This window comes from Pseudomonas sp. S3_A09 (assembly GCF_054668065.1).
Map to the genome: position 1 here is coordinate 4,089,707 of NZ_CP162752.1, position 16,098 is coordinate 4,105,804.

The window sequence follows — 16,098 nt, forward strand, 5'->3', positions numbered from 1 at the left end:
TCGATTCCATTACGTTCGGCACCCATGACGGTGTCGTCCCACAAATATTCGGATTATCGGTACTGGCGGTTAATTCTGCGTTAACGATAGTCCCAAGTGTCCTGATTGAGGTTGTACTGCCATGGTTCGTCGCACCAAAGAGGAAGCTCAGGAAACGCGCAGCCAGATTCTTCAAGCCGCCGAGCAAGCGTTCTATGAACGCGGCGTCGCGCGGACCACGCTGGCGGACATCGCCGCGCTGGCCGGCGTGACGCGGGGTGCCATCTACTGGCATTTCAGTAATAAATCCGATTTGCTGCAGGCGCTGCTCGACACGCTGCATGAGCCGCTGGACGAGTTGGCCAGGGCCAGTGAAAGCGAGGACGAACTCGACCCGCTGGGCTGCATGCGCAAACTGTTGATTCATTTGTTTCATCAAGTGGCCCTGGACCCGAAAACCCGGCGCATCAACGAGATCTTGTTTCATAAGTGCGAATTCACCGATGAAATGTGCGACATGCGTCGCCAACGTCAGACCCATAGCCTCGAATGCAACCTGCGCATCGGCCTGACCTTGCGTAACGCGGTCCACCGCGGGCAACTTCCGGAAAATCTTGATACCACCCGTGGCGCGGTGTGCATCCATGCCTACATCAACGGGCTGATCGGCCAGTGGCTGCTGGTTCCCGACAGCTTCCAGTTACATCAGGAAGCCGAACGCTGGGTGGATGCGGGGCTGGACATGCTGCGTTGGAGCCCCAGTCTGCGCAATTAAGACAAAATGCGTAATTGCATCAGGTTGTGTCAACAGTAAAGCCCAAGGACAGTCAATCGTCCTTCCGCCTGATTAGTGGGGTGACTTTATATACGGGCTGTCCAGCGGTTGATAGGTAGCCGCCTAAGTATTTTGTAGCGATTTTGTTGCACGGTTGTGAAGGAGTATTGCTCTCAGGTCCCGCGTACTCGACAAGATAGGCGTAAAAAAGCCCCGGTTCCTGCGAACCGGGGCTTTTTTCATTTCAGCTTTTTACCTCACAGCGCCAGGGTCGGGTAGTCGATGTAGCCGACTGGGCCTTTGCCATAGAAGGTTTCCGGATGCGCTTCGTTCAGCGGCGCATCTGCCTTCAAGCGTGCTGGCAAGTCCGGGTTGGCAATAAACGGCACACCGAAGGCCACCGCATCCGCTTTGCCCGAAGCCAGCCAGGTGTTGGCGCTGTCCTTGGTGAAGCGTTCGTTGGCGATGTACACGCCGCCGAAGGCTTTCTTGAGTTGTGGGCCGAGGCTGTCGCCGGCTTCTTTCTCACGGGAGCAGATGAACGCAATGCCACGCTTGCCCAGTTCGCTGGCGACGTAGGTGAAGGTTTCCGCCAGGTTGTCGTCGCCCATGTCGTGGGCGTCGGCCCGCGGTGCCAGGTGCACACCCACACGGCCAGCGCCCCAGACTTCGATGGCTGCATCGGTGACTTCCAGCAACAGGCGAGCGCGGTTTTCCAGGGAGCCGCCGTACTGGTCAGTGCGCTTATTGGTGCTGCTCTGCAGGAACTGGTCGAGCAGGTATCCGTTGGCGCCGTGGATTTCCACGCCGTCGAAACCGGCGGCCTTGGCGTTCTCGGCACCGGTGCGGTAGGCGTCGACGATGTCGGCGATTTCAGCGGTTTCCAAGGCGCGGGGGGTCGGGTAGTCGGCCAATGGGCGCACCAGGCTGACGTGGCCTTTAGGCTGGATTGCGCTCGGGGCCACCGGGGTTTCGCCGTTCAGGTACGACTCATGGGAAATACGGCCCACGTGCCACAGTTGCAGGAAGATCTTGCCGCCCGCGCCATGAACCGCCTTGGTGACGTTGGCCCAGCCGCGCACCTGATCGTTGGACCAGATGCCCGGTGTGTCCGGGTAGCCTACGCCCAACGGCGTCACGGACGTGGCTTCGCTGAGGATCAGCCCGGCGGAGGCGCGTTGCACGTAGTACTCGGCCATCAGCGCGTTGGGCACACGACCGGCGTCGGCACGGCAGCGGGTCAGCGGCGCCATGATGATGCGGTTCGACAGTTCCAGGTCGCCCAGTTTGATCGGATCGAAAATAGTCGTCATGGGGAAAGCACCTTTGTCTTTGAAGTGGATCAGTGGGTCGCAGGGGCCAGGTCGGCATCGCCGGTCTGGCGGAAAGTAATCAGGGTCACCAACAGCGCGAGGATCGCCAGGACCGCTGCGGCCAAGGGCACGCGGGTCAGGCCGAAACCGTGGGCAATCACACTGCCGCCCACCCAGGCGCCGAGGGCATTGCCGATGTTGAAAGCGCCGATGTTCAAGGTGGACACCAGGTTCGGTGCGGCCTTGCCGAAGGTCACCACGTTGATCTGCAACGCCGGCACGGCGGCGAACGACGCGGTGGCCCACAGGAACAGGGTGATTTCGGTCGGGATCACGGCGACGCTGGTCCAGGTCAGAGCCGTGGAGACCACCGCCATGCTGATGAACACGCCGATCAAGGTGGCCGCCAGGCGTTTGTCCGCCAATTTGCCGCCGATGATGTTGCCCACGGTGAGACCCAGGCCGATCAGCAGCAGGGTCCAGGTCACGCCCTTGGGCGACACGCCGGTGACATCGCCGAGCAGCGGCGCTACGTAGGTGAAGAGGGTGAACATGGACGCGGCAAACAGCGCGGTCATGCTCAGCGACAGCCAGATGCCGGCGCCCTTGAGGGCGGCCAGTTCGGCGCGCATGTCGAGTTTCTCTTCATCACGCTTGGCGGGCAGGAAGCGGATCAGGCCGATCAACGCCACCACACCAATCACCGTCACTGCCCAGAAGGTCGAGCGCCAGCCGGCTTCCTGGCCGAGTGCGGTACCCAGCGGTACGCCGAGCACGTTGGCCAGGGTCAGGCCGGTGAACATCAGGGCCACGGCCGAAGCTCGCTTGTTGGCGGGCACCAGGTTGGCGGCGACCACCGAACCAATACCAAAGAACGCACCGTGGCACAGCGCGGTGACGACACGGGCAAACATCAGCACGTTGTAGTCACTGGCCAGGGCGCAGAGCAGGTTGCCGATAATGAAGATACCCATCAACGCTACCAGGGCCGCCTTGCGAGGCAGCTTGGCGGTGGCCAGCGCCATGAAGGGCGCGCCGATGGCCACGCCCAGGGCGTAGCCGGTCACCAGCCAGCCGGCGCCGGGAATTGACACACCCAGGTCCGCTGCCACATCGGGCAGCAAGCCCATGATGACGAACTCGGTGGTGCCGATGGCGAAGGCACTGAGGGCCAGTATGAGTAGCGAGAGGGGCATTATCGTTTCCTTGTTACAACGCGGCGTTGTCGTCCGCGCTGAGTTCGGTGGTGAGCGCCGCGAGGAACGCCTGGATGGTGTCCTCGTTGCGTTTGAAAAAGTGCCACTGGCCGGCCTTCTGGCTGCTGATCAACCCGGCGCGTTGGAGGGTGGCCAGGTGGGCTGACACGGTCGACTGGGACAAGCCGCAGCGTTGGTCGATCTGCCCGGCGCAGATGCCGTATTCGTGGTTGTGCAATTGTTCGGGGAACTGCACTTTGGGGTCTTTCAGCCAGGTGAGGATGTCTCGTCGTACTGGGTGTGCCAGGGCTTTTATTATTTCGTCGAGGTCGATGGACATGGCAGATGCTCGGTTTTGTACAGCGTTATATCGCGATGAGGCGAACTTTATATCGGTCTATCCCGATAGACCAATATGATTTTGGTCTGAGCCTAGGCTTAATCGGTATATCGGGTTATAACGATACGTTGAGGGCAGTGATAGACTGCGCGCCATGAATTATCTCGCACATCTGCACCTGGGCGGCCAACTTCCTGCGCAACTGCTGGGCAGCCTGTATGGCGACTTCGTCAAAGGCCGCCTGCAGGGCCAGTTCAGCCCGCAAATTGAATCGGCGATCCAGCTGCATCGTTCCATCGACCGCTTCACCGACAGCCACCCGCTGGTGGGGGAGGCGCTGTCGCGCTTCAGCCTTACCCGTAGGCGCTATGCCGGGATCGTCCTCGATGTGTTTTTCGATCACTGCCTGGCGCGGGACTGGACCTTGTATGCCGACCAGCCCCTTGAGCATTTCACGTCGCAGGTTTACCGCGTGCTGGCGGCCGAGCCGCAGTTGCCGGGGCGGCTGGCGCAGATTGCACCGTATATGGCGGCGGATGACTGGCTGGGCTCCTACCGCGAGTTTGCGGTGATGGAGCAGGTGTTGCGCGGGATCGCCCGGCGCCTGACACAGCCCGAGGAACTGGGGCATGCCATGCAGGAATTGCGCGAGTTGTATGAGCCGCTGAGTGAAGACTTCCGGTTGCTCTATCCCGAGCTGCAGGCCTTTGCACACTCCCGACTGACGCCATCGATTTAAGGTGGGAGCTGGCTTGCCTGCGATTGCAGTCTGCCAGTTGATACATGTGTTGCTGACCCACCGCTATCGCAGGCAAGTCAGCTCCCACACGTTGACCATGCCCGCTTTATGCCGCGAATGCCGGTCGAGCCGCGATCTGTTCTGCCTCGGGCAAGGGCCCAAACAACGCCTTTTGCACCGCCTGCTGCGCCTGATACGCCAGCGCCGCGCGTTCCTGCCCGGCACAGGCAATTGGCTTGAGCACATGGATTTCCACATCGCCCTGGTCGTTGGCAAATAAGCGCATCAGGTGCGACAACAAATCATCATCGCCAATAAAAGGCGCCAGCGGGTCCACTTGCCCCTCACGCAGATAACGGATCGCCACCGGTTGCAGGCATACATCCGCATCGATCGCACTGGCCAGCAAACGCCCGTGGAAAGTGCGCAGGCTGCGCCCGTCGGTGGTGGTGCCTTCGGGGAACATCAGCAGCGGGTGTTGTTGCTCCAGGTGACGGGTCATCTGCTTGCGGATCAACTGGCTATCGCCCGAACCCCGGCGGATAAACAAGCTGCCGGCTTTGGCCGCCAGCCAGCCTGCCACCGGCCAGGTACGCACTTCGGCCTTGGACAGGAACGACATCGGCGTCACCATGCCCAGCAGGGGAATGTCGGTCCAGGACACGTGATTGCTCACCCACAGCATCGGCGTTTGCGGCAACTCACCGTGCACCGTCACGCGAAAGGGCAGGGCGTTGGTCAGCCGCGCCATGAAGAACCGCGACCAGCGCTGGCGGCGCACCATCGAGTTGGCCACGCCCAACCGTTCGAACACGCCGAATACACTGGCCATGCTCAAGCCCAGTGCCACCACTAGCAGTACGCGGGCAATGCGCCCGTACACGCGCAGGCGGCTCATCACATGGCCGCCTTGAAGTGGCGTGCATAGCGCGGGCATAGCTCATCGCGCTTGAGCAGGATAAACACGTCGGCCACCTGGAAATCTTCATCCCAGCACGGCTCGCCGCAGATCTTCGCCCCCAGGCGCATGTAAGCCTTGAGCAGTGGCGGCATTTCGGCGATCACGTTGGACGGCAGGTCCAGCGCCGGCAGGGGTTTTTTCGGTTCGGCGCGCAGGTGTTCATTGCACAGGTAGCGTTCGCGCAGGCGCTGCATGATCGCGTGAGCCTGGATGCCGCCGTCGTGCATCGGGATGCTCGCGCAGCCCATCAAGTAGCTGTAGCCACCCTGGTTGAGCACTTCGGCCAACTCGCCCCACAACACGGCAATGGTGCCACCGTTGCGGTAGGCCGGATCGACGCAAGTGCGGCCGATTTCCAGGATCGGGCCTTGCAGGTGGAGCAAGCCATGCAGGCTGAATTCTTCTTCGCTGTAGAACCGACCCAAGGTGCTGGCAGCCTGGTGGTCCAGCAAGCGAGTGGTGGCCACCAGTCGACCGCTGTTCAAGTCCCGCACGCCGATGTGGCTGCAGTGAACATCATAGTCATCCATGTCCAGGCCCAGTTCCGCGCCTTTCAGCTTGGCGTTGAATTCGCCGCTGAACACGTTGAACCGCAGGGCCTGGGCTTCCTGCAACGCCTGCGCGCCAACCAGGCGTTCGGCTTGCAGGCGGCGTTCATTGCCGGTGTCGCTGATGCGGGCGATCTGAGTCATGGCGAGTCTCCGAGTGCCGGCCACGATTTCGGCCGGTCGACTTTGTTGTCCAAAGTCAGGCTATGGAGGCCCGGTGTCATCTCCATGAAGTTATGGTGACGCTTGGATGACAGCCCTCCATGTCGCAAATCTGTCATCACCCTCGGCTAGGCTCGCGGGCTTGAATGCCCCCTTGAGTTTGCGTCCATGGTCAGAGGCCTGTTGTGCGTTGCCCTGTTGTTCGTCACCGTTGCCGCTTACGCCGAAACCTGGCCCGATAAGGAATGGGCCAAGGGTACACCGCTCTCGGGTCCCGCAGTTGATGCTCTGGATGCTTACGCTTTTCCGGCGCGAGACGACGCCACCCGCCAAGGCATCCGCACTGACGCATTGTTGGTGATCCGCGACGGCCAGGTCATCTACGAACGCTACGCCACGCCCACCACCGCCAGCACTCCGCACCTCACCTGGTCCGTCAGCAAAAGCCTGATGGCGACCGTGCTGGGCGTGGCCTACGGCGAAAACCGCTTCAAATTGACCGACCCCGCCGCGCGTTTTTACCCGTCGATGAAGCAGCACCCGACTGTGACCATGGCCGACTTGCTGCACTGGGCCTCGGGCCTCGACTGGCAGGAAGACTATGAATACGCGCCACTGAAATCTTCGGTGGTGGCGATGCTTTACACCCGTGGCCGCGGCGACATGGCTGACTTTGCCGCCGATACCGAGGCCGCCACTGCACCGGGCCAGGTGTTCCGGTACTCCAGCGGTGACACCAACATCCTGTCCGCCACCCTCAAAGGCATGCTCGGGCATAAGGCGTATATGAGTTACCCGTGGGATGCGTTGTTCAAGCCATTGGGGATCCGCAATGCCACCTGGGAAACCGACGCCGATGAAACCTTCGTCGCTTCCTCTTACGCCTACCTCACGGCTCGCGACCTGGCGCGTGTCGGCCTGTTGATGGCACGGGACGGCCGTTGGGGGGAACACCAGTTGCTGCCCAGAGACTGGGTTGCCTTCAACCGTCAGCCGTTCGATAACTACAAAGCCGGCCAGGACGAAGCCGTTCCCGGCGGTCACTGGTGGCTTAACCAAGGTGCGCCACGGCCCTGGCCAGACGCGCCCGCCGACACCTTTGCGGCCCTCGGCCATTGGGGTCAGGCGCTGTTTGTGATGCCTGAAGAACATCTAGTGATCGTACGCTACGGCGATGACCGCGACGGCAGCTATCGCCACAACGAACTGCTTAAACGCGTGCTTGCGGCGGTGCAGCCATGATCCGTCGTCGTCCGTTTACCAGCCTGTTTCTGCTGCTGTTGCTCGCCCTGCTGGGGTGGATCTGGCACGAGCGCGTCAACCTGCAAGCTTTCCCCGACATCATCGCGGCGTATACGGCCAAGGAGTATTGCTCGTGTCGGTATGTGGCGAACAACCCGGCGGAGTATTGCCGGGGGTATGTGAAGCAGTACGTGCCCACCAGTGCCTTTACCGATAACCCCGAGCGCAGTGAAGTCACGGCCAGCGGTTTGGGGCGTACGCACAGTGCACGGTGGTTGGGGGATCGGCAGGGCTGCCGCTTGAACCCCTGACACACCGCGACCCCATGTGGGAGCTGGCTTGCCTGCGATGATGGCGGCACAGGCGATAGTGATGTTGACTGACCTGCCGCTATCGCAGGCAAGCCAGCTCCCACAGGGGATTTGCACTAATCATTGGAAATGAGAGAAGCACTGGTAGGCGCCCGATGCACTGCATCGGGCGCGAACGACTTACTACGTGGCTGGGCTGCCAGGTTGCATAGCCAACAGCAGATCATCAATGATCGCTTTGCCCATTTCACCCAAATAGTGCGAGGCGAAAGCGAACTTCTCCGCCTTGGGGTCCATGGCGGCCTCAAGCGAGAGCATTTTTGCGTAATAAAGCACGTGCGAGGCGTGTTCAAGGGCTTCCAGCAGCGGAACCCCTGCGTTGACACGGAACACTTTCAAATGGCTTTTGTTTTCTCCGCAATCTGCAAAGGTCGCGGCGCCGATAGTTTCGGCTGAGGGTATTTCGTACGGCATAGCTTGCTCCTTTGGTACAACCAAAAAGAGCTGCCAGTCACGATTCCAAGCGTGGGGGGGGCAGCTGTACGCAGGTTGGAATCCGAGAAGAAGCAACTCGGCAGGCACAAGGCCTCCCACGTACAGTCGCCATAAAGCACAAACAGCAGGCACAAAAAAGCGCCGACTAATTGTTTGACGGCGCTGTAGCGTGTTCTTTCCCGGGATTCCACGCCCGCTCATCACAGACTTTGCTTCCGCTCCAATGGACGGTTAAGGTTCGTTCAGGTTTTTCGCCCCGCGAGTTTTCAATGTTCAACGCTTCTGTGATCAAACCCCTGGCCTTCGCCCTCTTGGCCGCCGCCGCTGTGCCTGCCCATGCCGACTGGTATCTGGATAACGAGTCCTCGCGCCTGTCGTTCGTCACCACCAAGAACACCGAAATCGCCGAAGTGCAGCGCTTCCTGGTGTTGCACGGCAAAGTCGACAGCAAGGGCGCCGCGCAACTGGAGGTGGAACTGGAGTCGGTCAACAGCGGCGTTCCGCTGCGCGACGAGCGCATGCGCAATCAGTTGTTCGAGATCAAGACGTTTCCAGACGCGCTGATCAACGCGCAGATCAACCTGCAACCGATCAACGATTTGGCCCCTGGTGCGCAATTGGAATTGCGCCTGCCGTTGTCCGTGACCCTGCACGGCAAGACCCAGACCTACAGCGCCGAGCTGCTGGCGACGCGCCTGGATGACCGGCGTTTCCAGGTGGTGACCCTGGAACCGCTGGTGGTGCATGCCGAGGACTTCGACCTGGCGCCGGGCGTGGCAGCGTTGCGCAAGGCGGCGGGGCTCAAGTCGATCAGTCTGTCGGTGCCGGTGGGTGCGGTGCTGATTTTCACGGCGCGCTGACATGAGCGGCGCGGTGTTCCCATGGCGCAGCGCCAACCGTTTCGAATTGCTGATCGATGGGCCGAATTTTTTTCCGCAGATGCTGGTGGGCATTGCCCGCGCCGAGCGGCAGGTCGAGCTGGAGTTGTACCTGGTGGAAGCCGGTGCCTGCGCCGAAGCGATGGTGCAGGCACTGGTCCTCGCCGCTGAACGCGGCGTGCGGGTGCGCTGCCTGTTCGATGATTACGGCAGCCTGGCGTTTACCCTCGGGTTGCGCAAACGCTTGACGGACGCGGGTGTGGAGCTGCGTTTCTACAACCGCCTGAATTGGCGCCGCTGGATGCGCAACCTGTACCGCGATCATCGCAAACTGCTGTTGATCGACCAGGACATGGCCTTTGTCGGCGGCACCGGGGTGACCGATGAATTCTGGACGCCAGGCAACGACAGCGCCGACTGGCATGAAGTCATGGTGCAGATCAGCGGGCCGCTGGTTTTGGACTGGCAGGCGCTGTTCGATCGCCAATGGCATGCCAATGCAGCTCGTCGGGAGTGGAAACCCGCCACCCATTTCGGTTTGCCGCGGTTGCCCAAGGTGCCGGCGACGGGCCCCGGCCTGGGTCGGGTGGCCTATGCCGATGCCCGCCAGCACCGCGATATCCTGCAATCGCTGATCCGCGCCTTGAACAGCAGCCAGCAGCGTATCTGGCTGGCCACACCGTACTTCCTGCCGACCTGGAGCGTGCGCCGTGCCTTGCGCCGTGCCGCCGGGCGCGGCGTCGACGTGCGTTTGTTGCTCACCGGCCCGCGCACCGATCACCCGTCCGTGCGTTACGCGGGCCACCGTTATTACCCGCGCTTGCTGCGTTCGGGCGTGCAGATCTTTGAATACCAGCCGTGCTTCCTGCACTTGAAAATGGTGCTGGTGGACGATTGGGTAAGCATCGGCTCGTGCAATTTTGATCACTGGAATTTGCGCTTCAACCTGGAAGCCAACCTGGAAGCGCTGGACCCGGCATTGACCGAGGCCGTGGCGGGCAGTTTCGAACGGGATTTTACCCAGAGCCAGGCGGTCAGCCTGGAGGCGTGGAAGTCGCGGCCGTTGTGGCGACGGGTGAAGCAGCGGGTGTGGGGCTGGATTGATCGGTTGGTGGTCAACTTGCTTGACCGACGCGGCTAATCAGGTCACCTCGATCGAAATGTGGGAGCAGGCGTGCTCGCGAAGGCTGCGTGTCAGTTACTAAAAACAGTGACTGATCCACCGCATTCGCGAGCACGCCCGCTCCCACATGTTCTGACCGCATCAGGCGTTAGAGCAGTTCGAAGGTCTGCTGCTGCACATCCTGGGAATCCAACCCGATCTGCACATTGAACTCACCCGGCTCTGCCGCGAACTTGAGCTGGGTATTGTAGAACTTCAAGTCCTCCTCGGTGATGGTGAAGTGCAGCGTGCGCTCTTCACCCGCCTTGAGCATGACCTTCTGGAAGTTCTTCAGCTCCTTGATCGGGCGGATCATCGAGCCGGCCACGTCTTGGATGTACAGCTGGACGACGGTTTCCCCATCCACCTTGCCGGTGTTTTTCACGGTGACACTGGCATCGAGCTTGCCGGTCTTGTTCAGCGTGGTGGACGACAGCGCCATGTCCGACAGGCTGAACGTGGTGTAGCTCAAGCCATATCCGAATGGGAACAGCGGCCCGGTGGTGTCATCGAAGTACTGCGAGGTGTAGTTGCCCGGCTTGCCTGGGGTGAACGGCCGGCCGATGGTCAGGTGGTTGTAGTAGGTGGGAATCTGCCCCACCGAGCGTGGGAAGGTGATCGGCAGCTTGCCTGACGGGTTGTAGTCACCAAACAGCACGTCGGCAATCGCGTTGCCGCCTTCGGTGCCGGCGAACCAGGTTTCCAGGATCGCGTCGGCCTGTTGGTTCTCTTCGAGGATCGACAGTGGACGGCCGTTCATCAGCACCAACACCAGCGGCTTGCCGGTAGCCTTCAGGGCCTTGATCAGGTCGCGCTGGCTCTGCGGGATGTTCAGGTCGGTGCGGCTCGAGGATTCGTGGGACATGCCACGGGACTCACCCACGGCGGCGACCACCACATCGGCCTCCTTGGCGGCCTTGACCGCTTCGTCGATCATCACCTGGGCAGGGCGGGTGTCATCCACCACTTCAGGGGCATCGAAGTTGAGGAAGTTCAGGTAGTCGACCACGGCCTTATCCTGGGTGATGTTGGCGCCACGGGCATAGATGATCTTGCCTTTTTCGCCAATCACCGCGTTGAGGCCGTCGAGCAGGGTGACCGATTGTTCCGGTTTGCCGGCAGCGGCCCAACTGCCCATCATGTCGATCGGCGCCTTGGCCAGCGGGCCGACCAGGGCGATGGTCGCGGATTTTTTCAGTGGCAGGGTGTTGTTCTGGTTTTTCAGCAGCACCAGGCTGCGGCGCGCGATGTCGCGGGCTTCTGCGCGGTGCAGGCGGCTTTCGGCGTAGGTGTCGGCCGGGTCGTCCTCGGCTTTGCCGATACGCAGGTAGGGGTCCTTGAACAGGCCCATGTCGTACTTGGCGCCGAGCACTTCGCGAACGGCGTTATCAATGTCGCTCTGTTCGATCTCGCCGGACTTGAGCAGCCCCGGCAATTCCTTGCCGTACAGCGAGTCGTTCATGCTCATGTCGATGCCGGCCTTGATTGCCAGCTTGGCGGCTTCGCGCCCATCCTTGGCCACGCCGTGCTTGATCAGTTCGAAGATCGCGCCATGGTCGCTCACGGCCAGGCCCTTGAAGCCCCAGTCCTTGCGCAGCAGGTCGTTCATCAGCCAGGTGTTGGCGGTGGCGGGTACGCCGTTGATCGAGTTCAGCGCCACCATCACGCCGCCGGAACCGGCCTTGATCGCCGCGTGGTACGGCGGCAGGTAGTCCTGGTACATCTTGACCGGGCTCATGTCGACCACGTTGTAATCGCGGCCGCCTTCCACCGCGCCGTACAGGGCGAAGTGCTTGACGCTGGCCATGATGCTGTCGGCATTCGCGGGGCTCACGCCCTGGAACGCCTTGACCATCACTTCGGCAATGCGCGAGACCAGGTAGGTGTCTTCACCGAAGCCCTCGGACGTACGACCCCAGCGTGGGTCGCGGGAGATGTCGACCATCGGCGCGAAGGTGATGTCGAGGCTGTCGGCGGCGGCTTCCTGGGCGGCGATGCGCCCGGAGCGGCCGATGGCGTCCATGTCCCAGCTGGAGGCAAGCGCCAGGCTGATCGGGAAAATCGTGCGGTGGCCGTGGATCACGTCGTAGGCGAAGAACATCGGGATCTTCAAGCGGCTGCGCATGGCCGCGTCCTGCATCGGACGGTTTTCCGGGCGGGTGATGGAGTTGAACGTGCCGCCGATGCGACCGGCGGCGATTTCCTTGCGGATCAGCTCACGGGGCATCTCGGGGCCGATGCTGATCAGGCGCAATTGGCCGATCTTTTCATCCAGGGTCATCTGCTTGAGCAGGTCGCTGACGAAGGCGTCCTTGTCCTTAAGCGCAGCAGGCTTTGTTTCTGCCCAGACGGGATGGGTGGCCAGAGTGGCAACAAGGCCGAGCAAACACAGCTTCTTCATGAATATCCTTTTTCGGCTCACTGCACAGCAATTACGCTGATCGGCCAAAATGTGGGGAGCGTCTATTGTTGTTCGGGTGTTGTTCAGATAAATGCAGCACACTCTGAACTCTTTTTCGCGCTGGGCATCTTTGTAGCTGATTGGTTCGATGCATTCCAGTGGTGGCGGATTATGCCCCAAGCGCGCGGTGTATAGGGTTAGTCGTAACATTCCATCAAGATTGGGCAGGAGAAACACCATGCAAGCAGCACAAGGTTACCGCTGGGGCTTGAAAGCCGCGGCGCTGCTATTGATCAGCACAGTGCTGAGCGGTTGTGGCATCAATAACATCCCGACCCTGGACGAACAGGCCAAAGCCGCCTGGGGTCAGGTGCAAAACCAATACCAACGCCGCGCCGACCTGATCCCCAACCTGGTGGAAGTGGTCAAGGGCTACGCTGCCCATGAGCAGGACACCCTCACCGCCGTGATTGAAGCACGGGCCAAGGCCACCTCGATCCAAGTGGATGCGAGCACCCTCGACAATCCGGAAAAACTCAAGCAGTTCCAACAGGCCCAGGACGGCTTGAGCGGTGCACTCAGCCGCTTGATGGTGGTGTCCGAGCGGTACCCGGACCTGAAGGCCAACCAGAACTTCCTGGCCCTGCAATCCCAGCTTGAAGGCACTGAAAACCGTATCGCCGTGGCCCGCCGCGACTTTATCCAGGCAGTGCAGGCCTACAACACCGAGATCCGCACCTTCCCGGGCCGCCTGTGGCACAGCGTGATGTACAGCGACTTGCCGATCCGCGCCACGTTTGAAGCCACCAGCGCCGATGCCGATAAAGCGCCGCAAGTGAAGTTCAAATAAGGCTGCACTGAGGTGTCGATGCGTTTATTACGGATAGGCCTGGCGCTGTGGTTGTTGGCCTGCGTGGGCGTGGCCCAGGCGGCGCTGAGCTTCCCGGCGTTGAGCGGGCGGGTGGTGGACACCGCCCAGATGATCGACCCGGCGGTGCGCGAGCAGATTACCCAGCAGTTGCAGGCACTGGAGCAAACCCGTGGCGACCAGATCGTGGTGGTCACGGTGCCAGACCTGCAGGGCGTACCCATTGAGGATTACGGTTATCAACTCGGCCGCCAATGGGGCATCGGCCAGAAGGGCAAGGACAACGGCGCGCTGTTGATCGTCGCCCGGGATGAGCGCAAATTGCGCATCGAAGTCGGCTATGGCCTCGAAGGCACGCTGACCGATGCGCAGTCCTGGGTGATCATCAACCAAGTGATCGCGCCTAAGTTCAAGGCCGGTAATTACAGCCAGGGCATCAGCGACGGCGTTTCGGCGATGGTGCAGGTGGTGGGCGGCGAGCCGCTGGCCGTGCCGGCGCATGTGGCGGATGCCAACTTTGCCAAGGATAATCCCGGGTTTTCCATTGGCCTGTTTATCCTGCTGATCGGCGTTTTGTGGCTGTGCAATCGCATGGGGCTGCCGGTGGGCGCTATCTTGCTGGCGATTCTCAGCAGCAGCGGCCGTGGCGGTGGTGGCGGGGGCGGCGGTGGTGGTTTCCGGGGCGGCGGTGGCGGCTTTGGCGGCGGCGGGGCTTCAGGCGGCTGGTGATGATAATAATGAGAGAGCAACGACAACCATGGCATTACTGACTGAACACGAGCAGCGCCAAGTCGCGGAAGCGATCGCCCGCGTCGAGAAAACCACCGACGCGGAACTGGTGACCGTGTTGGCCGCCCGCGCCGACGACTACGCCTACATCCCACTGTTGTGGGCCAGCCTGATCGCGTTGGTGGTGCCCGGTGTGGTGCATTACCTGTCGGGTTACCTGACCATGTACACCTTGTTGCTGGCGCAATGGGCGACATTCATCGTGTTGTGCCTGGTGTTCCGCCTGCCCAAGGTCACCACGCGGTTGATCCCCCGTTCGGTGCGCCACTGGCGTGCGTCCAACCTGGCGCGGCGGCAGTTCCTGGAGCAGAACCTGCACCACACGCTGGGCAGCACCGGCGTGCTGATCTTTGTCAGCGAGGCAGAGCGGTACGTGGAGATCCTGGTGGATGACGGCATTTCCAAACGCCTGGATGACAGCAGCTGGGATGTGATCGTCAAGGCGTTTACCCAGCAGGTGAAACAGGGGCAGACACTGGCTGGGTTTATCAGTTGCATCGAGGCCTGTGGCGAGTTGTTGAAGGTGCATGTGCCGGTGACGCAGACGCGTAACGAACTGCCGAATCGATTGGTCGTACTCGAGTAATCCAGACAGTGCAGTTCTAAATGTGGGTTTTGTGTCGGCAATACACTGACCGTTAGTCAAATAACCCCGTGCCCTGAACCGCTATCCCCCCTAAAATGCCCGGCATTCCCTGCCCGAGGCGTTTTAGTTCATGTCTGTCACCGCTCAACCTGCCCGTCCTGCGCCGGATCATCATGCCCAGTTCGTCGAACTGCTCAGCGCAAGCCTCGCGCAGAACGCCTTTATCAAGCTGGTGCTGGCCAAGTACGTCGGTGAGGAAGCCGAGTTGCAGCGGCTGATCATCAAGCCGGTCACGGTCAAGGAACAGGCGTGCCTGTCCTTCGTCTACCGCTACAAGACCCGCGACATCACCAAGAACTTCCTGCTGGCGGAAGGTGTGGCGGCGATTGCCGAGTTGCTGCCAACCTCGTTCAAGAATGCGCACCTGCTGTCGCTGACTGACGAAGCCCAGTTGGAATACAGCAAAAAGAACAAAAGCTCACTGTTCAAAAGCAAGCCGCAGCAACTGCGTGAAGCGCCGTCGGCTGAACATAACCGTGAGAAGAATCGATTCCTCGATCTGAGCCGACCCTTTCTCGCCGACCTGGGCGTGACCGACGCCAAGCAGGCGCTGATCCCGTCGATGTCGCGCAAGTGGAAGCAGATCAACAAGTTCATCGAAGTGTTCAGCCATGCGCTCACCTCGTCACCCTTGAAGCTGGACCAGCCGGTGCGCGTCGCCGACTTCGGCTCGGGCAAGGGCTACCTGACCTTTGCCATTCACGACTACCTGCGCAACACCCTCAAGGCCGAAGGCGAAGTGACCGGCGTCGAGCTGCGCGAAGACATGGTGACCCTCTGCAACACCGCCGCCGCCCGCCTGGAGCATCCGGGGCTGGTGTTCAAATGCGGTGATGTGCGCAGCGTGGCGCCCAGCGAGCTGGACGTGATGATCGCCCTGCATGCCTGCGACATTGCCACGGACTACGCGATCCACACCGGCATCCGTTCCGGCGCGTCGATCATCATGTGCTCGCCGTGCTGCCACAAGCAGATCCGCCTGCAGATCCAGAGCCCGGCGCTGCTCAAGCCGATGCTGCAATACGGCCTGCATCTGGGCCAGCAGGCGGAAATGGTCACCGACAGCTTGCGTGCGTTGTTCCTCGAAGCCTGTGGTTATGAGACCAAGGTGTTCGAGTTCATCTCACTGGAGCACACCAACAAGAACAAGATGATTCTTGCGGTCAAACGCGCCGAGCCTGTGGACAACGCGCAGTTGCTGGAGAAGATCCAGGAGCTGAAGGCCTTCTACCACATCACCGAACACTGCCTGGAAACCCTGCTGCGCGCGGATGGCTACCTGGCCTGAAGCAC

The 16,098-nt window shown here is 61.2% G+C and carries 17 protein-coding genes; 10 read left to right on the forward strand and 7 right to left on the reverse strand.

The annotated features are described in order from the left end of the window. Positions 1-121 precede the first annotated feature (121 nt). Positions 122-754, forward strand: a complete 633-nt coding sequence (locus tag AB4N92_RS19010; RefSeq protein WP_010212311.1) for a TetR family transcriptional regulator — start codon at positions 122-124, stop codon at positions 752-754. Positions 755-1,011: 257 nt separating this feature from the next. Here the strand turns inward: AB4N92_RS19010 and AB4N92_RS19015 are convergent, their stop codons facing one another. From AB4N92_RS19015 to AB4N92_RS19025, 3 genes are read right to left on the reverse strand one after another with little or no spacing between them, the layout of a single operon-like run. After that, positions 1,012-2,067: an alkene reductase gene (locus AB4N92_RS19015; RefSeq protein ID WP_010212309.1), complete on the reverse strand. Its 1,056-nt coding sequence runs from the start codon at positions 2,065-2,067 to the stop codon at positions 1,012-1,014. 29 nt (positions 2,068-2,096) lie between these two features. Continuing rightward, positions 2,097-3,263: an MFS transporter gene (locus AB4N92_RS19020; RefSeq protein ID WP_010212307.1), complete on the reverse strand. Its 1,167-nt coding sequence runs from the start codon at positions 3,261-3,263 to the stop codon at positions 2,097-2,099. Between the two features lie 13 nt (positions 3,264-3,276). Next, entirely contained in the window at positions 3,277-3,603 is a 327-nt protein-coding gene (locus AB4N92_RS19025; RefSeq protein ID WP_010212305.1) for an ArsR/SmtB family transcription factor, read from the reverse strand. Between the two features lie 154 nt (positions 3,604-3,757). On the opposite strand from AB4N92_RS19025, the gene AB4N92_RS19030 reads away from it, so the two are divergent. After that, positions 3,758-4,342: an acyl carrier protein phosphodiesterase gene (locus AB4N92_RS19030; RefSeq protein ID WP_044286747.1), complete on the forward strand. Its 585-nt coding sequence runs from the start codon at positions 3,758-3,760 to the stop codon at positions 4,340-4,342. A gap of 106 nt (positions 4,343-4,448) precedes the next feature. Here AB4N92_RS19030 and AB4N92_RS19035 read toward each other — a convergent pair whose 3' ends face one another. Both AB4N92_RS19035 and olsB read right to left on the reverse strand, forming a co-directional pair. Further along, positions 4,449-5,240, reverse strand: coding sequence for a lysophospholipid acyltransferase family protein (locus AB4N92_RS19035; RefSeq protein WP_010212301.1), 792 nt, complete (start codon positions 5,238-5,240; stop codon positions 4,449-4,451). Beyond that, a complete protein-coding gene (gene olsB, locus AB4N92_RS19040; RefSeq protein ID WP_003172415.1) occupies positions 5,240-5,995 on the reverse strand; it encodes an L-ornithine N(alpha)-acyltransferase in 756 nt (251 codons plus the stop codon). The genes AB4N92_RS19035 and olsB overlap by 1 nt, the downstream gene beginning before the upstream one ends. Positions 5,996-6,181: 186 nt before the next feature. Between olsB and AB4N92_RS19045 the strand changes: the two genes are divergently transcribed. Further along, positions 6,182-7,255 (forward strand): serine hydrolase domain-containing protein, encoded by a 1,074-nt coding sequence (locus AB4N92_RS19045; protein ID WP_047541419.1) that lies wholly within the window; start codon positions 6,182-6,184, stop codon positions 7,253-7,255. After that, on the forward strand, positions 7,252-7,566 hold the full coding sequence (locus tag AB4N92_RS19050; protein ID WP_010212295.1) for a hypothetical protein: 315 nt from the start codon (positions 7,252-7,254) through the stop codon (positions 7,564-7,566). The genes AB4N92_RS19045 and AB4N92_RS19050 overlap by 4 nt, the downstream gene beginning before the upstream one ends. A gap of 183 nt (positions 7,567-7,749) precedes the next feature. On the opposite strand, the gene AB4N92_RS19055 is transcribed toward AB4N92_RS19050, so the two are convergent. Further along, positions 7,750-8,040, reverse strand: a complete 291-nt coding sequence (locus tag AB4N92_RS19055) for a DUF3077 domain-containing protein (RefSeq protein WP_010212293.1) — start codon at positions 8,038-8,040, stop codon at positions 7,750-7,752. A gap of 290 nt (positions 8,041-8,330) precedes the next feature. On the opposite strand from AB4N92_RS19055, the gene AB4N92_RS19060 reads away from it, so the two are divergent. Continuing rightward, the gene (locus AB4N92_RS19060; RefSeq protein WP_010212292.1) at positions 8,331-8,921 is read left to right on the forward strand and encodes a YceI family protein; all 591 of its coding nucleotides are present in this window, start codon (positions 8,331-8,333) and stop codon (positions 8,919-8,921) included. 1 nt (position 8,922) lies between these two features. Continuing rightward, positions 8,923-10,080: a phospholipase D-like domain-containing protein gene (locus tag AB4N92_RS19065; protein ID WP_021492369.1), complete on the forward strand. Its 1,158-nt coding sequence runs from the start codon at positions 8,923-8,925 to the stop codon at positions 10,078-10,080. Positions 10,081-10,210: 130 nt separating this feature from the next. Here AB4N92_RS19065 and bglX read toward each other — a convergent pair whose 3' ends face one another. Then, on the reverse strand, positions 10,211-12,502 hold the full coding sequence (gene bglX, locus AB4N92_RS19070; protein ID WP_010212288.1) for a beta-glucosidase BglX: 2,292 nt from the start codon (positions 12,500-12,502) through the stop codon (positions 10,211-10,213). Between the two features lie 238 nt (positions 12,503-12,740). Here bglX and AB4N92_RS19075 point away from each other — a divergent pair, with 238 nt between their 5' ends. From AB4N92_RS19075 to AB4N92_RS19090, 4 genes are all read left to right on the forward strand, one after another. After that, positions 12,741-13,352 (forward strand): LemA family protein, encoded by a 612-nt coding sequence (locus AB4N92_RS19075; RefSeq protein WP_010212287.1) that lies wholly within the window; start codon positions 12,741-12,743, stop codon positions 13,350-13,352. 18 nt (positions 13,353-13,370) lie between these two features. Beyond that, positions 13,371-14,099, forward strand: a complete 729-nt coding sequence (locus AB4N92_RS19080; RefSeq protein WP_010212285.1) for a TPM domain-containing protein — start codon at positions 13,371-13,373, stop codon at positions 14,097-14,099. A 28-nt stretch (positions 14,100-14,127) separates the two neighbouring features. After that, entirely contained in the window at positions 14,128-14,745 is a 618-nt protein-coding gene (locus tag AB4N92_RS19085) for a TPM domain-containing protein (RefSeq protein WP_010212282.1), read from the forward strand. A 130-nt stretch (positions 14,746-14,875) separates the two neighbouring features. After that, the gene (locus AB4N92_RS19090; RefSeq protein WP_010212281.1) at positions 14,876-16,093 is read left to right on the forward strand and encodes a class I SAM-dependent methyltransferase; all 1,218 of its coding nucleotides are present in this window, start codon (positions 14,876-14,878) and stop codon (positions 16,091-16,093) included. The last annotated feature ends 5 nt before the right edge of the window (positions 16,094-16,098 follow it).

Excerpts from the sequence above, each read along its gene's own strand:
- AB4N92_RS19010 (WP_010212311.1), top strand. The coding sequence starts at position 122 with ATGGTTCGTCGCACCAAAGAGGAAGCTCAGGAAACGCGCAGCCAGATT.
- AB4N92_RS19015 (WP_010212309.1), bottom strand. The coding sequence starts at position 2,067 with ATGACGACTATTTTCGATCCGATCAAACTGGGCGACCTGGAACTGTCG.
- AB4N92_RS19020 (WP_010212307.1), bottom strand. The coding sequence starts at position 3,263 with ATGCCCCTCTCGCTACTCATACTGGCCCTCAGTGCCTTCGCCATCGGC.
- AB4N92_RS19025 (WP_010212305.1), bottom strand. The coding sequence starts at position 3,603 with ATGTCCATCGACCTCGACGAAATAATAAAAGCCCTGGCACACCCAGTA.
- AB4N92_RS19030 (WP_044286747.1), top strand. The coding sequence starts at position 3,758 with ATGAATTATCTCGCACATCTGCACCTGGGCGGCCAACTTCCTGCGCAA.
- AB4N92_RS19035 (WP_010212301.1), bottom strand. The coding sequence starts at position 5,240 with ATGAGCCGCCTGCGCGTGTACGGGCGCATTGCCCGCGTACTGCTAGTG.
- olsB (WP_003172415.1), bottom strand. The coding sequence starts at position 5,995 with ATGACTCAGATCGCCCGCATCAGCGACACCGGCAATGAACGCCGCCTG.
- AB4N92_RS19045 (WP_047541419.1), top strand. The coding sequence starts at position 6,182 with ATGGTCAGAGGCCTGTTGTGCGTTGCCCTGTTGTTCGTCACCGTTGCC.
- AB4N92_RS19050 (WP_010212295.1), top strand. The coding sequence starts at position 7,252 with ATGATCCGTCGTCGTCCGTTTACCAGCCTGTTTCTGCTGCTGTTGCTC.
- AB4N92_RS19055 (WP_010212293.1), bottom strand. The coding sequence starts at position 8,040 with ATGCCGTACGAAATACCCTCAGCCGAAACTATCGGCGCCGCGACCTTT.
- AB4N92_RS19060 (WP_010212292.1), top strand. The coding sequence starts at position 8,331 with ATGTTCAACGCTTCTGTGATCAAACCCCTGGCCTTCGCCCTCTTGGCC.
- AB4N92_RS19065 (WP_021492369.1), top strand. The coding sequence starts at position 8,923 with ATGAGCGGCGCGGTGTTCCCATGGCGCAGCGCCAACCGTTTCGAATTG.
- bglX (WP_010212288.1), bottom strand. The coding sequence starts at position 12,502 with ATGAAGAAGCTGTGTTTGCTCGGCCTTGTTGCCACTCTGGCCACCCAT.
- AB4N92_RS19075 (WP_010212287.1), top strand. The coding sequence starts at position 12,741 with ATGCAAGCAGCACAAGGTTACCGCTGGGGCTTGAAAGCCGCGGCGCTG.
- AB4N92_RS19080 (WP_010212285.1), top strand. The coding sequence starts at position 13,371 with ATGCGTTTATTACGGATAGGCCTGGCGCTGTGGTTGTTGGCCTGCGTG.
- AB4N92_RS19085 (WP_010212282.1), top strand. The coding sequence starts at position 14,128 with ATGGCATTACTGACTGAACACGAGCAGCGCCAAGTCGCGGAAGCGATC.
- AB4N92_RS19090 (WP_010212281.1), top strand. The coding sequence starts at position 14,876 with ATGTCTGTCACCGCTCAACCTGCCCGTCCTGCGCCGGATCATCATGCC.